Origin of the sequence: Acinetobacter sp. ANC 5378 (assembly GCF_013004315.1) — a bacterium.
Lineage (GTDB): Bacteria > Pseudomonadota > Gammaproteobacteria > Pseudomonadales > Moraxellaceae > Acinetobacter.
The window spans coordinates 81,773-98,126 of the sequence record NZ_JABERK010000012.1 but is presented as its reverse complement, the minus strand read 5'-3'; the positions used below and the strand labels follow the sequence as shown (position 1 = coordinate 98,126).

At 43.8% G+C, this 16,354-nt stretch carries 12 protein-coding genes; 1 reads left to right on the top strand and 11 read right to left on the bottom strand.

All coding sequences use genetic code 11. From position 1 onward, the window contains the following. Positions 1–2: 2 nt before the first annotated feature. The 11 genes from HLH16_RS04595 to HLH16_RS04545 all read right to left on the bottom strand — a co-directional run bounded on the left by HLH16_RS04595 (position 3) and on the right by HLH16_RS04545 (position 14,701). Positions 3–1,811: a monovalent cation/H+ antiporter subunit D gene (locus tag HLH16_RS04595; RefSeq protein WP_171528429.1), complete on the bottom strand. Its 1,809-nt coding sequence runs from the start codon at positions 1,809–1,811 to the stop codon at positions 3–5. Further along, a complete protein-coding gene (locus HLH16_RS04590; RefSeq protein ID WP_131287831.1) occupies positions 1,811–2,176 on the bottom strand; it encodes a Na+/H+ antiporter subunit C in 366 nt (121 codons plus the stop codon). Before HLH16_RS04590 ends, HLH16_RS04595 begins: the two co-directional genes overlap by 1 nt. After that, a complete protein-coding gene (locus HLH16_RS04585; protein WP_171528428.1) occupies positions 2,169–5,018 on the bottom strand; it encodes a monovalent cation/H+ antiporter subunit A in 2,850 nt (949 codons plus the stop codon). The genes HLH16_RS04590 and HLH16_RS04585 overlap by 8 nt, the downstream gene beginning before the upstream one ends. 371 nt (positions 5,019–5,389) lie before the next feature. Continuing rightward, a complete protein-coding gene (locus HLH16_RS04580; protein WP_171528427.1) occupies positions 5,390–6,757 on the bottom strand; it encodes an AAA family ATPase in 1,368 nt (455 codons plus the stop codon). A 29-nt stretch (positions 6,758–6,786) separates the two neighbouring features. After that, complete coding sequence (locus HLH16_RS04575; RefSeq protein WP_171528452.1) at positions 6,787–8,292, bottom strand: UvrD-helicase domain-containing protein; 1,506 nt, start codon at positions 8,290–8,292, stop codon at positions 6,787–6,789. A 10-nt stretch (positions 8,293–8,302) separates the two neighbouring features. Next, on the bottom strand, positions 8,303–9,085 hold the full coding sequence (hisIE, locus tag HLH16_RS04570; protein WP_171528426.1) for a bifunctional phosphoribosyl-AMP cyclohydrolase/phosphoribosyl-ATP diphosphatase HisIE: 783 nt from the start codon (positions 9,083–9,085) through the stop codon (positions 8,303–8,305). Between the two features lie 256 nt (positions 9,086–9,341). Further along, positions 9,342–10,421, bottom strand: coding sequence for a patatin-like phospholipase family protein (locus HLH16_RS04565; protein WP_171528425.1), 1,080 nt, complete (start codon positions 10,419–10,421; stop codon positions 9,342–9,344). A gap of 168 nt (positions 10,422–10,589) precedes the next feature. Next, positions 10,590–12,209, bottom strand: coding sequence for an ABC1 kinase family protein (locus HLH16_RS04560; protein WP_171528424.1), 1,620 nt, complete (start codon positions 12,207–12,209; stop codon positions 10,590–10,592). A 12-nt stretch (positions 12,210–12,221) separates the two neighbouring features. After that, complete coding sequence (locus HLH16_RS04555) at positions 12,222–12,884, bottom strand: ubiquinone biosynthesis accessory factor UbiJ (protein ID WP_171528423.1); 663 nt, start codon at positions 12,882–12,884, stop codon at positions 12,222–12,224. An 11-nt stretch (positions 12,885–12,895) separates the two neighbouring features. Then, positions 12,896–13,840, bottom strand: a complete 945-nt coding sequence (gene ubiE / locus HLH16_RS04550; protein WP_131270436.1) for a bifunctional demethylmenaquinone methyltransferase/2-methoxy-6-polyprenyl-1,4-benzoquinol methylase UbiE — start codon at positions 13,838–13,840, stop codon at positions 12,896–12,898. Between the two features lie 126 nt (positions 13,841–13,966). After that, the gene (locus HLH16_RS04545) at positions 13,967–14,701 is read right to left on the bottom strand and encodes a DUF8198 family protein (protein WP_171528422.1); all 735 of its coding nucleotides are present in this window, start codon (positions 14,699–14,701) and stop codon (positions 13,967–13,969) included. Positions 14,702–14,908: 207 nt separating this feature from the next. On the opposite strand from HLH16_RS04545, the gene pap reads away from it, so the two are divergent. Next, positions 14,909–16,327 (top strand): polyphosphate:AMP phosphotransferase, encoded by a 1,419-nt coding sequence (gene pap, locus HLH16_RS04540; protein WP_171528421.1) that lies wholly within the window; start codon positions 14,909–14,911, stop codon positions 16,325–16,327. The last annotated feature ends 27 nt before the right edge of the window (positions 16,328–16,354 follow it).

The window sequence follows — 16,354 nt, the reverse complement described above, 5'->3', positions numbered from 1 at the left end:
GGTTAAGGCTCCTGAGGTTTGAGTTTGGCATCATCCACATCCACCGGTTCCTGCAATTGCTGCTGTTCAATTTGGCGGTGCTTATACTCTGAAATATGTTCACCTTCCAACGTATCTTCCGAAATAATGTAAGGAATAAGGTGCGCATTCGGATCAACAGTTTCACCGCCATATTTGGTTTCAGGCAGGTTTTCAGGATCATAGGGTTGAACGCTAATCACCTGATTAAGATTATCTTTATGCAGGATAACTCCTTCATATAAGGCATTATTTGGGATTTGTTCAGCCGTTTTAAACATGTATTGCTGAATAGGACCCGCACAGACCATATATACGATTAAACCTGAAAGCAGTAAATAGATGGTTTTGTCATTTCGTGCAGGCGATTGCTCAGGTAAAGCTTGATAGGCCTTAAACTCATCTGTATCTGGATTGTCTTCAGGCATCGTGGCACGCCAAAATAACACAAAGCCAATCCGGGTAAATGCAATAATACTGAGTAAACTGACAATCAGCACAACCGCAATAATCACCAGTTGATAAGGTGAATGTGACGTCGCCTGCAAGATAAAGACCTTGCCCAAAAAGCCACTGAATGGAGGTAAACCTGCCATCATCAAGGCAATTAAAAAGAAGACTAATGACACTACCTTGTGTTGTTTCATTTGCGGTGCAATATTGAAATGGTCCTTGAATGCTCCACGTTGTGACGTAATCCAGCCCGAGAGCAAATAAAATGCCGCTGCAATCAGGGTGCTATGCACTAAATAATAAAGTGCCGCAGCCCAGGCCAAGGTATTAAACAGGGAAATCGCGATTAAGAGGGTTCCGATCGAAGACAAAATCATGAAACCGACGAAACGACGCAAGCGTTCTGCGCCAATCGCCCCAATGACACCGTAGATAGAGGTGATTAAACCAATCGGAAGCAACCAGTTTGCCAAAATGCTGTGGCTCAAGTCATCTTCAAAAACGGTGCCATTAACACGTAAGATGGCGTAGATGCCCACTTTGGTCATAATGGTAAAAATTGCTGCAACAGGGGTTGTTGCCACGGCATAGGTTTTCGGTAACCAAAAACCCACCGGTAACATGGCGGCTTTAATCCCAAACACCACAAATAACAGTAAGCCACCTGCGACTGCCAGTTTGTGCTGATCGGGTTCTAATAGCGGGAGCAGGCGTGTGACATCTGCCATGTTTAAACTGCCGACACTGCCGTAAATCATGCCGAGTCCAATCAGGAACAGGGCAGAGGCCAGTAAGTTAATGGTGACGTAATGAATGCCGAGTTGAAAACGTGCTTTGCCTTGCCCGTGTACCAGCAGGACATAGGACGCCATCAACAAGATTTCAAAGAATACGAATAAGTTGAATAAGTCGCCTGTCAGGAATGCGCCACATAAGCCCATGAGCAGGAAGTGGAACATGGCATGGAAATAACGTCCACGGGCATCCCACTCGTGACTCGCATACCATAAGATCGGTGTCGCCAAGGCATAGGTCAGTACCAGCATCAGGGCGGAAAGTTGGTCTAGCACCAAGACAATCCCGAAGGGTGCAGACCATTCACCTAAATTATAGATGCTGATTTGTCCACTGCTGGCCAAGTTCAAATAAAGAATGGCAGTGACTAAACCTAAAATTGAAGAAACGTAACTAATCCCACGACGCCAAGGTTGACGCCAATCCTGTGATAATGCGCCTGCGCCTGGATTCCCCAAAAGAACCAGTAAAAAAGCAGTAAAAGCTGGAATTAAAATGATAAAAATAGGGGTATGTTCAGTCCAAAACTGGATGAAAGCATTCATTAAGGCTCATCCTCACGCGGGTCAATCGGCACAATATCTTCTTTGGAGTCAACGTGATCTGTACCTGTTTCATAGCGACTGCGCAAAGCCAGTTGCACAATAAAAGCCGTGGTCGCAAAACCAATCACAATGGCGGTTAACACCAAGGCTTGGGGCAGGGGATCGGTTGCTTTGCTGGTTTCAGTCAGGACCGCCGGGGCATTGACCTGAATCCGTCCCATCGCGAACAAAAATAAATTGACTGCATAACCAATCATGGCCAAACCTAAAACCACAGGGAAAGTACGGGCACGTAAAATGAGATAAATTCCCGTTGCAGTCAGTAGGCCAATAGCCGAGGCGAGTAAAAATTCGATACTAATCATTTTCTTCTCCCTTGAGTACCGGGCCAGCCATACTGGAGTGACGTGAATCGCCTAAAACCGAGATCATCAGCATGGTTGCACCAACAACGGTGACATAGACCCCGACATCAAATAAGGCAGCAGATGCCAGATGAATTTCACCTAAAATTGGTGGTGAGATGTAGATGTGTGCACTGGTGAGGAATGGACGTCCCCAGAACCATGCACCGAGTCCAGTCAGTCCGGCAATCACCAGACCAGAACCAATCCAGATTTCATATAAACGTCCGGATTTGGCTTTCAGCATTTGTTCTGCCTGATCTTGACCAAGGGCAATATATTGGATGATTAAGGCTAAAGCGGTAATCAAGCCGGCAATAAATCCGCCACCCGGTAAGTTATGACCGCGCAGGAAGATATACAGGCTTACCACCAGTGCCAAAGGTAAAACCCAAGACGCGGTAATCCTGAACATCAAGGGAGAGGGATTAAAACGGTAGGTCAAGCCTTGAGTGATGGTGGTACCGTGGGTACGCATGCCATCCATTAAACACAAGGCACCAATGGCAGCAATACCCAGTACAGTAATTTCACCAAAGGTATCGAAACCACGGAAGTCGACCAGAATTACATTGACCACATTGGTACCGCCACCCAGTGGAATGGATTGCTGCATGAAGAACCATGAAATCGAGTTGTGGTCACGGGTCAAGATTAACCAGCTAATCCAGCCAATACCGAGACCGCCGCCAATCGCAATCAGTGCATCACGCCAACGACGTGAAACACTGGACTCATAAGGCGTCAGCTGTGGCAGTAATGATAAGCTCATGAGTAAGAGTACAGTGGTGACCACATCAACGGTAATCTGGGTTAAAGCCAGATCCGGTGCAGACAGGGTCACAAAAACCATAGTCACGACTAAACCGACTGCACCACTAATCAGCACTGCTTTAATCCGTTCATGGTGGAACCACAACATCATCCAGCATGCAGAGAATAATAATAGCCACAGTACAATGGCAAGCGCAGGCGCATGGGTTAATTCACGCGTACCTGTGGTGAGTCCCTGATTGATGAGTGGCATGGCCAGCAAAGCAGCACTGAATAACACAATCCACATTAAATAGCTTTGCAGGGAACCATTTTCAGTTTTACGTTTGAACTTGCGTGAATTTAGTAACAGATGCTTGAGGAATAAATCAAACAAGATTCTGCCTTGGAATTGTCCCAAGCTCAGATCTAAATCAATCTCACGAATTTTACCGTTTTTGGCGAAAGCGAAATAGAAAATTACCCCACCAAACAGCGCGATCATACTCATCACTAAAGGCAGATTGAAGCCATGCCAAATGGCTAAATGTGTGCCGGCAAAGTCAGGGAGTTGAGTGCTGGCACGCGCAGTTGAATTGACAATTTTTTCAACTAAAAGGGCAGGTGCCAGACCGACTAAAATACATAAAACAGCAAGCAGAACTGCGGGTGCACGCATACCAAAAGGCGGTTCATGTGCATGTTGATTGGGAACTTGTCGTCCCAGCGGACCATCGAAAAATACCCCGTGAACCAAACGCACCGAATAGGCGACTGCAAAGATTCCCGCGAGAGTTGCTACCACCGCCGAGAAAATCATGACTGGCCCAGAGAGATTGGCCAGTAGTTCAGTAAAGAACATCTCTTTAGACAAGAATCCATTGGTCAGGGGTACACCCGCCATCGAGGCAGCAGTGATCATGGTTAGGGTCGCAGTAAACGGCAGTAGTTGCCAAATCCCGTTTAACTTGCGTAAATCACGGGTTCCCGTTTCATGGTCAATGATTCCGGCAATCATGAACAATGCGGCTTTAAAGGTCGCATGATTAATGATATGGAAAATGGCTGCGGCAATCGCCAGTGGTGATCCAATCCCCAACAGGCAGACAATTAAGCCTAAATGACTGATGGTGGAATAGGCGAGTAAGCCTTTTAAATCTTCTTTAAAAATGGCAAAAAAGGCTGCCATACACAGGGTAAATAACCCCACAAAAGTTACAATATTATGATAAAGCGCTGCACCGACAAAAATGGGAGTAAAACGTGCCAGCAGGAAAATTCCGGCTTTGACCATGGTCGCCGAATGCAGATAGGCGGATACCGGTGTCGGGGCTGCCATGGCATTGGGTAGCCAAAAATGGAACGGGAACTGGGCACTTTTGGTAAAGGCACCCATTAGAATGAGCAGCAAGGTGGGAACAAACAGCGAATGGCTTTGAATCTGATCCTTCATTGTTAAAATTTGGTCTATCTGATAGGTGCCGGTCATTTGACCGAGCAGAATAAAGCCACCGAGCATCGACAGACCGCCCATCCCGGTTATGGTAAGCGCCATCCGTGAACCGCGTTGCGCAGCTTGGTAGTTATTCCAGTAACCGACCAAAAGGAACGAGGAAATACTGGTGAGTTCCCAAAAAATAAGCAATAAAATTAAATTATTGGACAGTGATATCCCCAGCATGGCTGCCATGAACAGCATCAGCAATAGATACAGTTTACTCAGGGAACTTTTAGGACTTAAATAATAATAGGCATAAATATAAATGAGGGTACCGATACCGCTAATCAGTAAACAAAACAACAGGCCTAAGGCATCCATACGGAAGCTTAAATCGATACCTAATTGAGGTAACCAAGCCCAAGTCTGGGTGATTATTGCACCATTAAAGACATCTTTTGCTTGAGTCAGTAACAAGATCAGGCTGCTTAAACTGACTGCAATGGCCGCTAAAGCCGTTACCCCGCGTGAAAATTGCTTCAGCCACGAGACAAGGGTAGTGCCCAGTACTAACGGTAACAATATAATAATCGGTAGCACACTCATATCCATTGTCGTGAATCAGGTTGGTAAAAACCTAAGGGTGAATCTTATCTTTCAAGGACTACAGGACAGCAAAGAACCATCCAAACTTCTCAATCTTGAAAGCCAAATTAAATTAAAAATATGGAAAAACAAGCTGTGTTGCGCAACTTGTAAAAAGCGATAGTAAAATCGGATTTTACTATAAAACTTTAAATATACTTGATCTTATTACATGAAGAAAACAACATCAATTATTTTTGCGCACAGCTAACCTATTATACGCTCATCCATTCTTTCTAGGCGCCGAGTGTTTAGACAGATGAAAACTTAAAAATGATTCTTGAAAATGGCGCTTTGAAATATCGAATCTGTTTGGTAATTAAATTCAATCTTTTGGGTTATGGCAGGGGATGGTGCGAAGACCTATCATCCTGCTGATTCAATAAATGAAGCAATTCAGTTTGTTGTTCTGCACTTAAATGCTGTTGAATGTGTTGCATGATGCTTTGTGGGGTGATGCTTTCTAATTCGGGTTCAAGCAATGGATCGGTTTCAATCACTTCTTCGTTAAAAACCAGGTTCTCATAAATCGTGTCAAACTTGTCTTGCAAAGGTTGCAGCTGCATATCAAAGATCTGTTTATTTTCCAGTTTCAAACATTGATAGTCTGCTGCATGTTCCAGTAATTCGCTGCGATTGCCGGTAGCAATAATCTGTAGGCGCGGAAAAGCCTGATGTAAGCGTTGCAAAATCACTTGAGACGTATTTTGATCGAGCTGATGGTCAATGGCATCAATCAATAAAATTCCATCCCCTTCAAGGCAGGGATATAAACTGTTTGGATTGAGCAAGCATAAGCGGCGCACAATATCCCCCACCAACGCGATCCAGTTTTTAACGCTATTGGAGAGTTGTTGATAGAGCATGGTTTTATTCTGATAGCTCACCATCAACTGTAATTTAGGTTGGTACTGGATATAAATGTCTTCTAAAGCAGGAATGACCGTGCTTAAGGCTTGTTTCAACGCATCCAGGCTCGGTGCGTTCATTTGCTTTTGAGCATTGACCAATTGTTGCAGGAAGCTATTATCTTTGTTTTTCTGGATGGATGGATTGGACAGCAATTGTTGAAACAGTTGGGCAATTTGGGCATTTTCAATATCACTGATTTCACGAAACCACTCAAAAAAACGGCTAAAGGTGGTGTAAGGAATAGTTGAAATTTCATAGGCGTGTGAGGTCTGGAAAATGACAGGATTATTCTTGCTCTGAATATTCATTTCATTGACGAAGCGTTCCGCAGGATAATAGGCAATTAAGGGTAAGCCTTGCAGTTGGTCATGTTTGATCGCATTTTGATAAAGTTCGACCAAGTTTTCCAGTTGTTGGGTTTCGGCTTTGCTGGTGCCTATACCATGACTATTTAAGGTTTTATACAGCTGCCAATCGCAGTAAGAAAGTGCTTTGTCTTGCGGCTCACTGGCTTCGGTTAAAGTACTAATATCATTGGGAACTCGAACCCGAATATCAATTTTGGATTGCAAGCGCGTGAACATAATGTCTTGATCAAGCATCACCACACCGGCAGCACGAAAGTCTTTATAACGTGCTGCAAACCAGGTCAGGGCTTGATAAGTGAATTTTAAAATGCCAGTTTTACCCGAGCTTTGATCCCCCAGAATCAGGGTGATCGATTTATCGCTAAATTTCAGCTTGAGATCAGCAAAATGAAGGGCGTGTTTGAGTTGAACAGATTCGATTTTCATAAAACACCTGCATTGCGAAATGAGCTGAATTATTCTCCCACGGCTTTACGCAACGATAATGGCATTTGCTTTTTGAGTTGTTGTACCAAATCGTAAATGTGGTGAATATTTAAACTTACTTTAGCACGTGTGCAGGCAACGTAAAGCAATCTTAACTCTTCGTCACTAATTTTATGGTCTTTTTCATTGACCTTAAATTGATAGTCATCTTCGATATGCACACGATCCCATTCCAGACCTTTGGCTTTGTGTGCAGTCGAGATAATGTAGTCGGCCTGTTCAATCGGGGTGATTTTCGCCAAGGCTCTTTTGAGTGGGTCGGTACCGTGATCATCGACCAGTTTCACCAAGGGTTTAATGTCACTGCCATCATTAGTTTCACAATATTCATGCACGTCATGCCATGAATTAAACCAGGCGAGTTCAGGCACATCAGTCACTCGTTTGCCTTGTTTCAGCATGCTGGCGGCATCAACAAAACGGTTCAGTTTGACATGGTCGGCTTGTAAACTGACCTTGTCGCCATGCACTAAACCAGCGAGCAATAACTCCATCGCCCGGGCATTGGTACGGCATAAAATCGCATCGCGTTGTTTGGTATGCGGTTTATTGACCACTTTTGAATTGAGATACGGATTGCCCAATAGTGGCACGGTTTCGTTTAAGGCGCCCAGAATGGCATTTGCATTTAAGGCAATTTCTTCACCGAAACGAAATGATGTCGTTAATCTGGATTCAGGCAAGGGCAATTGCTGCATGGCATTGACCGCGCCGCGCCAGGCATAAATCTGTTGATGTGCATCCCCCACATAAATCACCTGGGTATTACGCTGTCTAAGCAAAATTCCAAGCATCAGAGGGTCGGCATCTTGTGCTTCATCAAACAACACATAATCTGTGAGGATATTCGGCTCAGACAAAGCCCAAAGTTTCAGGTAAATATCGTGACCAATCCCGGCTTGATGATTCGGGTCAATCGACTCTAACCAGCGCCGTTCAATCGCGGGATAAAGATGCTTTTGCAACTCATCAATATCATCCGGATGTAACCAGCTCGGTGCTTGTAGATGACGTGGCGCAGGATATTGTGAACTGGTCGAACAGAAATAACTGACTGCATTGGCCACCAAGCTCGCCAAACGACTCGGCATCATCACGTATTTTTCATAACGTCCACCCATCATCCGACGCAGCGTAATCGGTTGCAGTCGATATTCCTTGGCAATAAAACTTGGACTTAAACGCGGTAAACGCAGTTTGTCGGTCACGCCACGCGGCACACTACGAAAAGCCAGCGAGTGAAAAGTACGACAGTCGACACCACGATGAAATTTACTTTGTGCCTCTGATGCAATGGCTTTATTAAACGCCAGATACATGCCGCGCCGCTCTGGCATGGCATCACTGATCATTTGTAAAGTGGTGGTTTTACCTGTGCCGGCATAAGCAATCACTTTAAAGGATTTGCCCAAACGTGCATTGTCTATGGCAATGGCTTGCTCATAGGTTGCACTCGGTTTTTGCGAATTAGACACAGTCATTGGCTTAGTGTTGACGATTGGCTTTTTCAACCAATCCAGATAAGCCTTGGCGACGTGCAAGTTCGTTTAAAACCACTTGTGGTTCAAGATCGAAATAGCCGAGCATGACAATGGTATGGAACCATAAATCAGCCACTTCATAAATCAGGTCATTTTTATTATCTTCATGCGCTTCAGCTTTAAAGTCTTTTGCTGCGATGATGGTTTCAATACTTTCTTCACCGACTTTTTCTAAAATTTTGTTTAAGCCTTTGTGATACAACTTCGCTACATAAGAGGAGTCAGGATCTGCCGCTTTGCGCTCGCTCATCATCTGCCCTAAATAGTCCAGCACTTCCACTTGTTCAGATTGGGCAGTTGAGGCATTCATGGCAAGCGTATGTGGATTCACTGATTTTTCAGCGTAAATCTGGCTTGGATCTTTTAATTGCGCATCGACAATTTCCCAACCATTTGGTGTGAGTTTACGATAGAAACACGATTCACGACCGGTATGGCAGGCAATGCCGCCATGTTGTTCAATTTGCAACACAATCACGTCTGCATCGCAGTCTAAACGGATTTCATGCACGGTTTGGAAATGACCTGATTCTTCGCCTTTATGCCATAATTTTTGACGTGAACGGGAGAAGTAAACGGCCTGGTTTTTTTCTGCCGTTAAGGCTAAAGCTTCACGATTCATCCATGCGACCATGAGCACACGACCGCTTTGATGATGCTGTGCAATGGCAGGAATTAGACCTTGTTCGTTAAATTTTACTTCATCGAGCCATTGCAAGTTGTTCATGAGAATTTCACCAAAAATATGTTCAAAATGGAAAAGAGCGAATAAAAAATCGCAGCTATATAGTGTACGTGATTAGCGAGTGTTTGAGAAAAAAATATACGTATGATCATTTGGTTTACTTATCACGCAGTTGTATATTTTTTTCATGCAAATGTATTTCATTATTTTTATGGGTAAAACGGATCAAAAACCAACTGATTGAAATATGCCACTTAAAATTAAGCCTATCCATGGATAAGCTCAACTCAGAGTAGTTTTATAAATCTTGCATAAATTGCGGCAAGTTTTGCTTTTCCACCAATTCTAAAAATTCATCACCCAAGCGCTGACTTTCGGCTACACACTGGTTCCACATTTGAATGCGCTGTTTCTGATCTAAGCCTTTTAAAGTGAAGTCTTTACGATCGGGCAGACGCCCAAGTGGCAGCGATTGCAAATATTCTGCGGAAGGGGAAAGTAGTAAAGTTCGTGCCTGATTTTCAGGATTGGCTTTACGATTTTTTAACATTTTATCGAACCAGCCCGGTGTAATGCGGTCGCTAAAGTGCGGATACAGCACAATGCCTTGGCTCTCAAATGGTAGGTCAATGTGATAGTCAATTAACCCCCCATCACGGTAACTGCCTTTAGGCGCATCTGGAATATCGCGAATAGCCGCCATAACTCCTGGAATAGACGCAGAAGCCATTAGCCAAGGTGTGACATTGTCGCTATTTAAAGTTTGATAATGGGTAACAAAGTCATCATCTACTTTAAATTGTGTCCCCATTTTTGGTTGACTAATCACACGTTGCATAAACAGACGGTTGTGTTTACGACCGAGTGCATTACTGCCAACAATGCCCGCGATAGAGGCAAGGAGTGGGAGGTTCTTATCACTTTGGAAAATATGCTGTGCTTTAATTGAAATCACAGTGAGATGATAATCAGGATGATCAACCAGTTGTTGTTCTTTGCCTTGAATCAGATCAATCAACATGCCTCGGCAAATATTACCCACGTCTTGACGCGACATTTTTTTATGAAAATACAGATTAGTATAGAGATCGGAAAGACGCTGCGTTCCTTCTTTTGCACCCCAAGCCAGAATACTGGCAAAACGCCAACTGCCAATCGATGAACCAATTAGGGTTCTACGTTGTGGTGCTTGTGCAAGGAAATTGCCAAAAATGGCTTGATCCAAGCCTTGAATACCAATACCTTTCGGGCCACCTGCAGCACCGGGAATAGTATCGACAAAGCTTGCCTGCAAACCTTCTTTTTCAATCAGTTGGCGTGCTAATTTGCCAGCACGGATATTTAATGAAGGAGGGCGTTTATGCAAGATTTGCGTCATGATCTATGATTAAATATACAAGTGTGCTGTTATTTTAGGTTGCTGTGCTGAGGCAGCAATGGCGAGAGTCATCAGTTGTTGACTGCTCAGTCATTAGATGGAAAAACAGCCTGATGATTTAAATAATCAGGCTGTTATAAGGTAGATCTAGGCGGTAAGTGGACTTTGTTATTTCACCACACGCCAAACAGCAAGCAAGCTGGAAAATACAATCAAAAGAATCGAAACATACCATGGTGCAATAATCGCAATGGACAAGAAGATCGCCATCAAACTACCGAAAATCCAGCTGCGTTTTTGCTGATGTTCCATTTGCAAACGCATGCTTTGCAATTCATTTAACTGTTTGGAATGCCAAGCAGACTGATTCTTTAGACCGTTTAAACTGTCGATCATCAAGCTTGGCAAGTCTTGTGCACCCAGAAGAAGATCAGGAATTTTTTGTCCCAATTCCTTCAGGTTCTTCTGCGGATTCATTTGCGCTTTAATCCAATCGGTGAGGATTGGTTTTGCCAGTTTCCAAATGTCCAGTTCAGGATAAAGGTCGGTTCCCAAGCCTTCGACATGCACCAGTGTTTTCAGTAACAGCATCAACTGGGGTGGAATTTCCAGATGGAAACGACGGGCAATATCCATCACTTGAATCAGGATGCCAGCAAAATCTAGCTCATGCATCGGTTTCGATACCATTGGCCCCACGGTACGACGCATTTCACGCGCTAAAGCATCCTGATCAGTCCCTGGTGGAATCCAGCCGGCTTGATGCACCACCAAAATCAGTTGCATGAAGTCACTGTTCATCACCGCCAGTAACATGCGTGCCACAGTCATTTGATCGTGTTTGGATAGCTCACCCATAATCGCGCAATCCAGCGCAATAAAGCGTGGATTACTCGGGTTAATGGTTTCGACAAATACGTTCCCTGGATGCATGTCGGCATGGAAGAAGTTGTCACGGAACACCTGGGTAAAGAAAATGGTTAAACCTTTCTCTGCCAAGTCCGCGCGATTCATCCCCATACGGTCAAAAGTGGCAATGTCAGAAATTGGAACACCGGTGATGCGTTCAGCGACCATCACGTCTTTGCTGTCCATATACACTTCAGGCACATACATCATGCTTGAGCCGGTAAAGTAATGGCGCATACGACGAGTGTTGTCGGCTTCTAAAGTCAGATCAAGTTCATTCAGAATGATTTGACGATAGTCCTGAATAATTTCAGAAAGATGTAAGGCGCGTGCTGCTTCTAGACGTTTTTCTAAGGCAGCACCGAGCCAATCGAGAATTTCAAAATCTTGTAAGATTTGCTGACGAATATTGGGGCGGGTGACTTTCACCACCACTTCACGACCATCATGCAAAGCCGCAGTATGCACCTGAGCGATGGAAGCCGCTGCAAGCGGTTGTTCATCGAAACGGGCAAACAAGGTATTTACATCGGCTTTCAGTGATTCCTGAATGCGCATTTTGGCAACGTTGTTGTCAAAGGGTTTGACTCGATCTTGCAGCAGTACCAGTTGTTGTAAAACTTCAGGTGGAATCAAATCACGCCGGGTGGAGAGCAATTGCCCCAGTTTGATCGCAAGCGGTCCCATTTCCTCTAAAGCTTCTTTCAGCTTGAGTGGATTTTTACGTTCACGGCTTGACCATGCCGCAGGGTGCATACGAATCAGGCTTAAAGCATGACGGGCTTTTTCAGGTAATTCTTCCGCAGGAAACAACGTGTCGAGTCTATAGTGCGCGGCGATGCGCCAAAGTTCGAGTAAACGTGAAACGTGCGGAATCATAAATGCTTATACCTAGTTTTGAGTTGAATCAATCTGTGCCTGAAGTTGTTGAATTTTAGCTTCAGCACGATCTAAATTTTGATTGAAAATTCGAGTGTCTTGGTTTAAATCATCCATCTGCCAACGTGAGGCAAACAGACCTGTATCTTCTTTTAATGCATCTTCAGCAAAGAACACATAGCTTTCAAGCGTGCGTTTTAAATGTTTCGGTGCAAGTTGAATCTTACCCAGTTCATGTGCAAGGGCGGGACCAATCCACGGACTTAAATGCGAGGCTAAATCCGGTTCGGCCTGTTGCATAATGCGTTGAATATCCTGCAACAGGTGATAGTCACCTTGCAGCGGAATATTGCCGACATCGTCCGCCAATAAGAGTTTCAAAAGCTCGACTACATTTTTAACTTGTAAGGTCGCAGTCGCTTCAGAAACTTGCTGGTTTTTATCAAACGGACGTTGTTCGAAGATCGATGGCGTATCACTTTGACCAGTGACAGTCGGTTCTAAACGAACTTTGTCTTGGTCAAAGAATACATCGACAGACAGTTGCGGCGAGTCAATGACCACCCGCAACATTTTGCCTTGTAATTCATTCAGCTGGATGCGGGTAATCGCATCCAGATCAATCACATGATGAATTAATCGTTCAACTGCACCAAGTGCTAGAATCGACCACATAGTGCGAAACCTTAAAGTTTAAAGCCACGGTGAACCGCGACAATACCACCGGTTAAGTTGTGGTAATCACAGTTTTGGAATCCGGCATTTTCCATCATACCTTTTAGGGTACGTTGGTCAGGGTGCATACGAATCGATTCGGCCAAATATTTATAACTTTCCGAGTCATTGGCAATGATTTTGCCCATGATTGGTAAAGCTGTGAATGAATACAAATCATACAGTTTAGAGAAGGGCTCAAACACTGGTTTAGAGAATTCAAGCACCAATAAACGACCGCCTGGCTTAAGCACGCGGTACATTGCCGCGAGTGCCGCATCTTTGTCGGTTACGTTACGTAAACCGAAGCTGATGGTGAGCAAGTCAAAACTGTTGTCTGCAAATGGTTCTAAAGTTTCAGCATTGGCTAAAACGAAGTCCACATTGGTACAGCCGGCATCGATTAAACGGTCACGACCGACATTCAACATCGATTCGTTAATGTCTGAAAGAACCACATGACCGGTAGGGCCGACTTCACGGCTGAAAACTTTGGCCAAGTCACCTGTACCGCCTGCAATATCCAGGACATGCTGACCACGACGTACGCCAGACATGTTAATGGCAAAGCGTTTCCATAAACGGTGAATACCAAATGACATCAAGTCATTCATGATGTCGTATTTGCTGGCTACAGAGTGGAACACTTCTGCCACTTTTTGTGCTTTGTCTTGGCTGCTTACAGTTTGAAAGCCAAAATGGGTTGTTTCACCGACATTGCCGGTGTTTGCGCCACGCGGCAGATTGTATTTAGGCACTGAACCGGTTACAGGCGTATCGGTCAACTGTTGTTGTAAAGTTTGTTGCTGACCTTGCGCTGTACCTTGCGGTAATGGTTCAGTTAAGAATGGACTCACTTTGTCTGTATTTTGTGCCGACTCAGGTGTAGAGGTAGGCGTTTGATTTTCGTTAGACATAGAGTCACTCCTAACATAAAAATAGGGTTAATATTGCAGTGCTTGCATGATGACAGATTCTAAGACGTTGTACAGCAATCCGCATGCAATTGTTATGAATAATATACAGAAATTTACTCTGTGTTTTTATTCGTAGCTCATTGTGTTGTTTCCATCACATTGAAATGGATTCGGATCACCTGCATGAACTTTATGAATGATTTGACGTTCAACTGCAGTAAAATCTTTAACAAACTTCTCTGCCGACTTTAACGGTTTCATCGCTAGAAAGCCATCCTGCATAAACTCATACATTACTTGAAAGTTATATTTATGAGCAGTGCCTTTACACATTTTAAAAGCGGCCTGAACCATAAATGAGCGCATGTATTTATCTAAACTGAAGCCCAGCTGATCCAGTAAATCCAGCTGTTTCAGGCGTTGTTGTCCTTGATCCAGTTTGAGATAAGTCAGACGCATCATCTCATCGGTTAAGCTTTCATGGGGATGATAATCTTCGAGCAGTTGCATCGCCACTTGTTCATCCAGTTGTACCGCTAAAATTGCCAGTTCAACCCCAGAGGTACCGGTTTTAATCGCATTTTCAGGAATCAGCTTTTCAGCTTTGTGGGCATATTTTGCTAAACGTGCAATTTGCTCTGCCAAAGCATCGAAATCTGGACCACCATACAAGCGATTCAGAAAATATTCAGACATTAAAATATTGTGTTTTTCTGCAAACTGTTCGACATGCGTGTTTTGCATGCGGTTTTTTTGCCAGGCTTGCACATTTTGAAGACGCTGGAAAATGTCAGGGTTTTGATGATAATTCAATTGATAGTACAACTCTAACAAGTCATCCAATGCAGCCAGTTTCGACATTATGCGTCCCTATTATTTTTTAGTTGGGTAAATCTTAGAGGTAGATTGACAAAGCTGCTATGACAAAATGATGAAAAAATGATTTTAAACAGGTCAATTTGATCTGGAAATAAGCAATTCTAAGCAACATAAACTGCACATCTTGCTATGTTGTGTCGTATTCAGCTTCGCTATACTGCCATGAAGAACGATAGATTTGAGAATTATATGCCTTCAGAAAAAATAGAAAGTCAGCTGCTAGATGAAGATGAGCTCTCCTTGAATCTGATTGAAGCACAATATCTTTTAAAAAATACCCGCGATCAAAAGAATGCTAAAAGTGTTCTGGTTTTAGTCAATGGAATTGAATTGGCGGGCAAGGGGGAGTCAGTCAAGCAACTCCGAGAATGGGTCGATCCCCGTTATTTGCGAGTCAAAGCAGATCCACCAATCATGTTGGATCAGAAGCAAACTTTTTGGCAACCTTATGCACCATCCATTCCTGCTGAAGGTGAAATTATGGTGATGTTTGGTAATTGGTACACTGATTTGCTGGTCACCGCCTTGCATGTGTCCAAGCCCTTGGATGAAACGCTGTTTGATGCGTACATTGAAGATATGCGTGCTTTTGAGCAGGATTTAAAAAACAATCATGTTGACGTGATTAAAGTCTGGTTTGACTTGTCGTGGAAATCTTTGCAGAAACGACTCGATAATATTGATCCGAGTGAAGTGCATTGGCACAAATTGCATGGTCTGGACTGGCGCAATAAAAAACAATATGACAACGTGCAAAAGCTACGTCAGCGCTTTACTCAAGACTGGACAATTATCGATTGTGAAGATGAAAAAATGCGAGATCAACAATTTGCGCAGACCATTTTGGCAGCCATGAATCATTGTCCTAAACATTTAAGTCAAAGCACAGCCACATGGAAACAAGCTGCTGTTCCAGAACTGTTATTGCATCCTGAAAATCAGCCGATTACCAAAGAAGATTATAAAAAAGAGCTGAAAAACCTGTCTCTTAAAGTGGCAGAAGCCCTACGTTTTGATGATCTTAAGGCCATTGTTGTTTTGGAAGGAATGGATGCGGCAGGTAAAGGTGGAGCGATTAAACGCATTGTCAAAAATCTTGATCCACGTGAATATGATATTCACCCCATCTCCGCACCTGAGACATATGAAGCGCGTCATCCCTATTTATGGCGTTTTTGGACCAAGTTACAAACGGAGGAGGATATTACCATTTTTGACCGTTCCTGGTATGGTCGGGTATTGGTTGAGCGTGTTGAGGGTTTTGTCAACGACGCCGAATGGCAACGTGCCTATGATGAAATTAACCGTTTTGAAAAAGATTTAGTCAATAGTCAAACGGTGGTGATTAAATTGTGGCTGGCGATTAGTAAGGATGAACAAGAAGCGCGCTTTAAAGTACGTGAAGCAACCCCGCATAAACGCTTCAAAATTACCGCGGATGATTGGCGTAATCGGGAAAAATGGGATGAATATTTAAATGCCGCAGCAGATATGTTTGAAAGAACAAGTACAGCCCATGCACCGTGGCATATTATTGCCGCCAATGATAAAAACACCACACGTTTAGAAGTATTACGGGCCATTTTAAAACAGCTGAGAGCGAATTAAGACTCTCATCGGCGAGATTAATCTGCC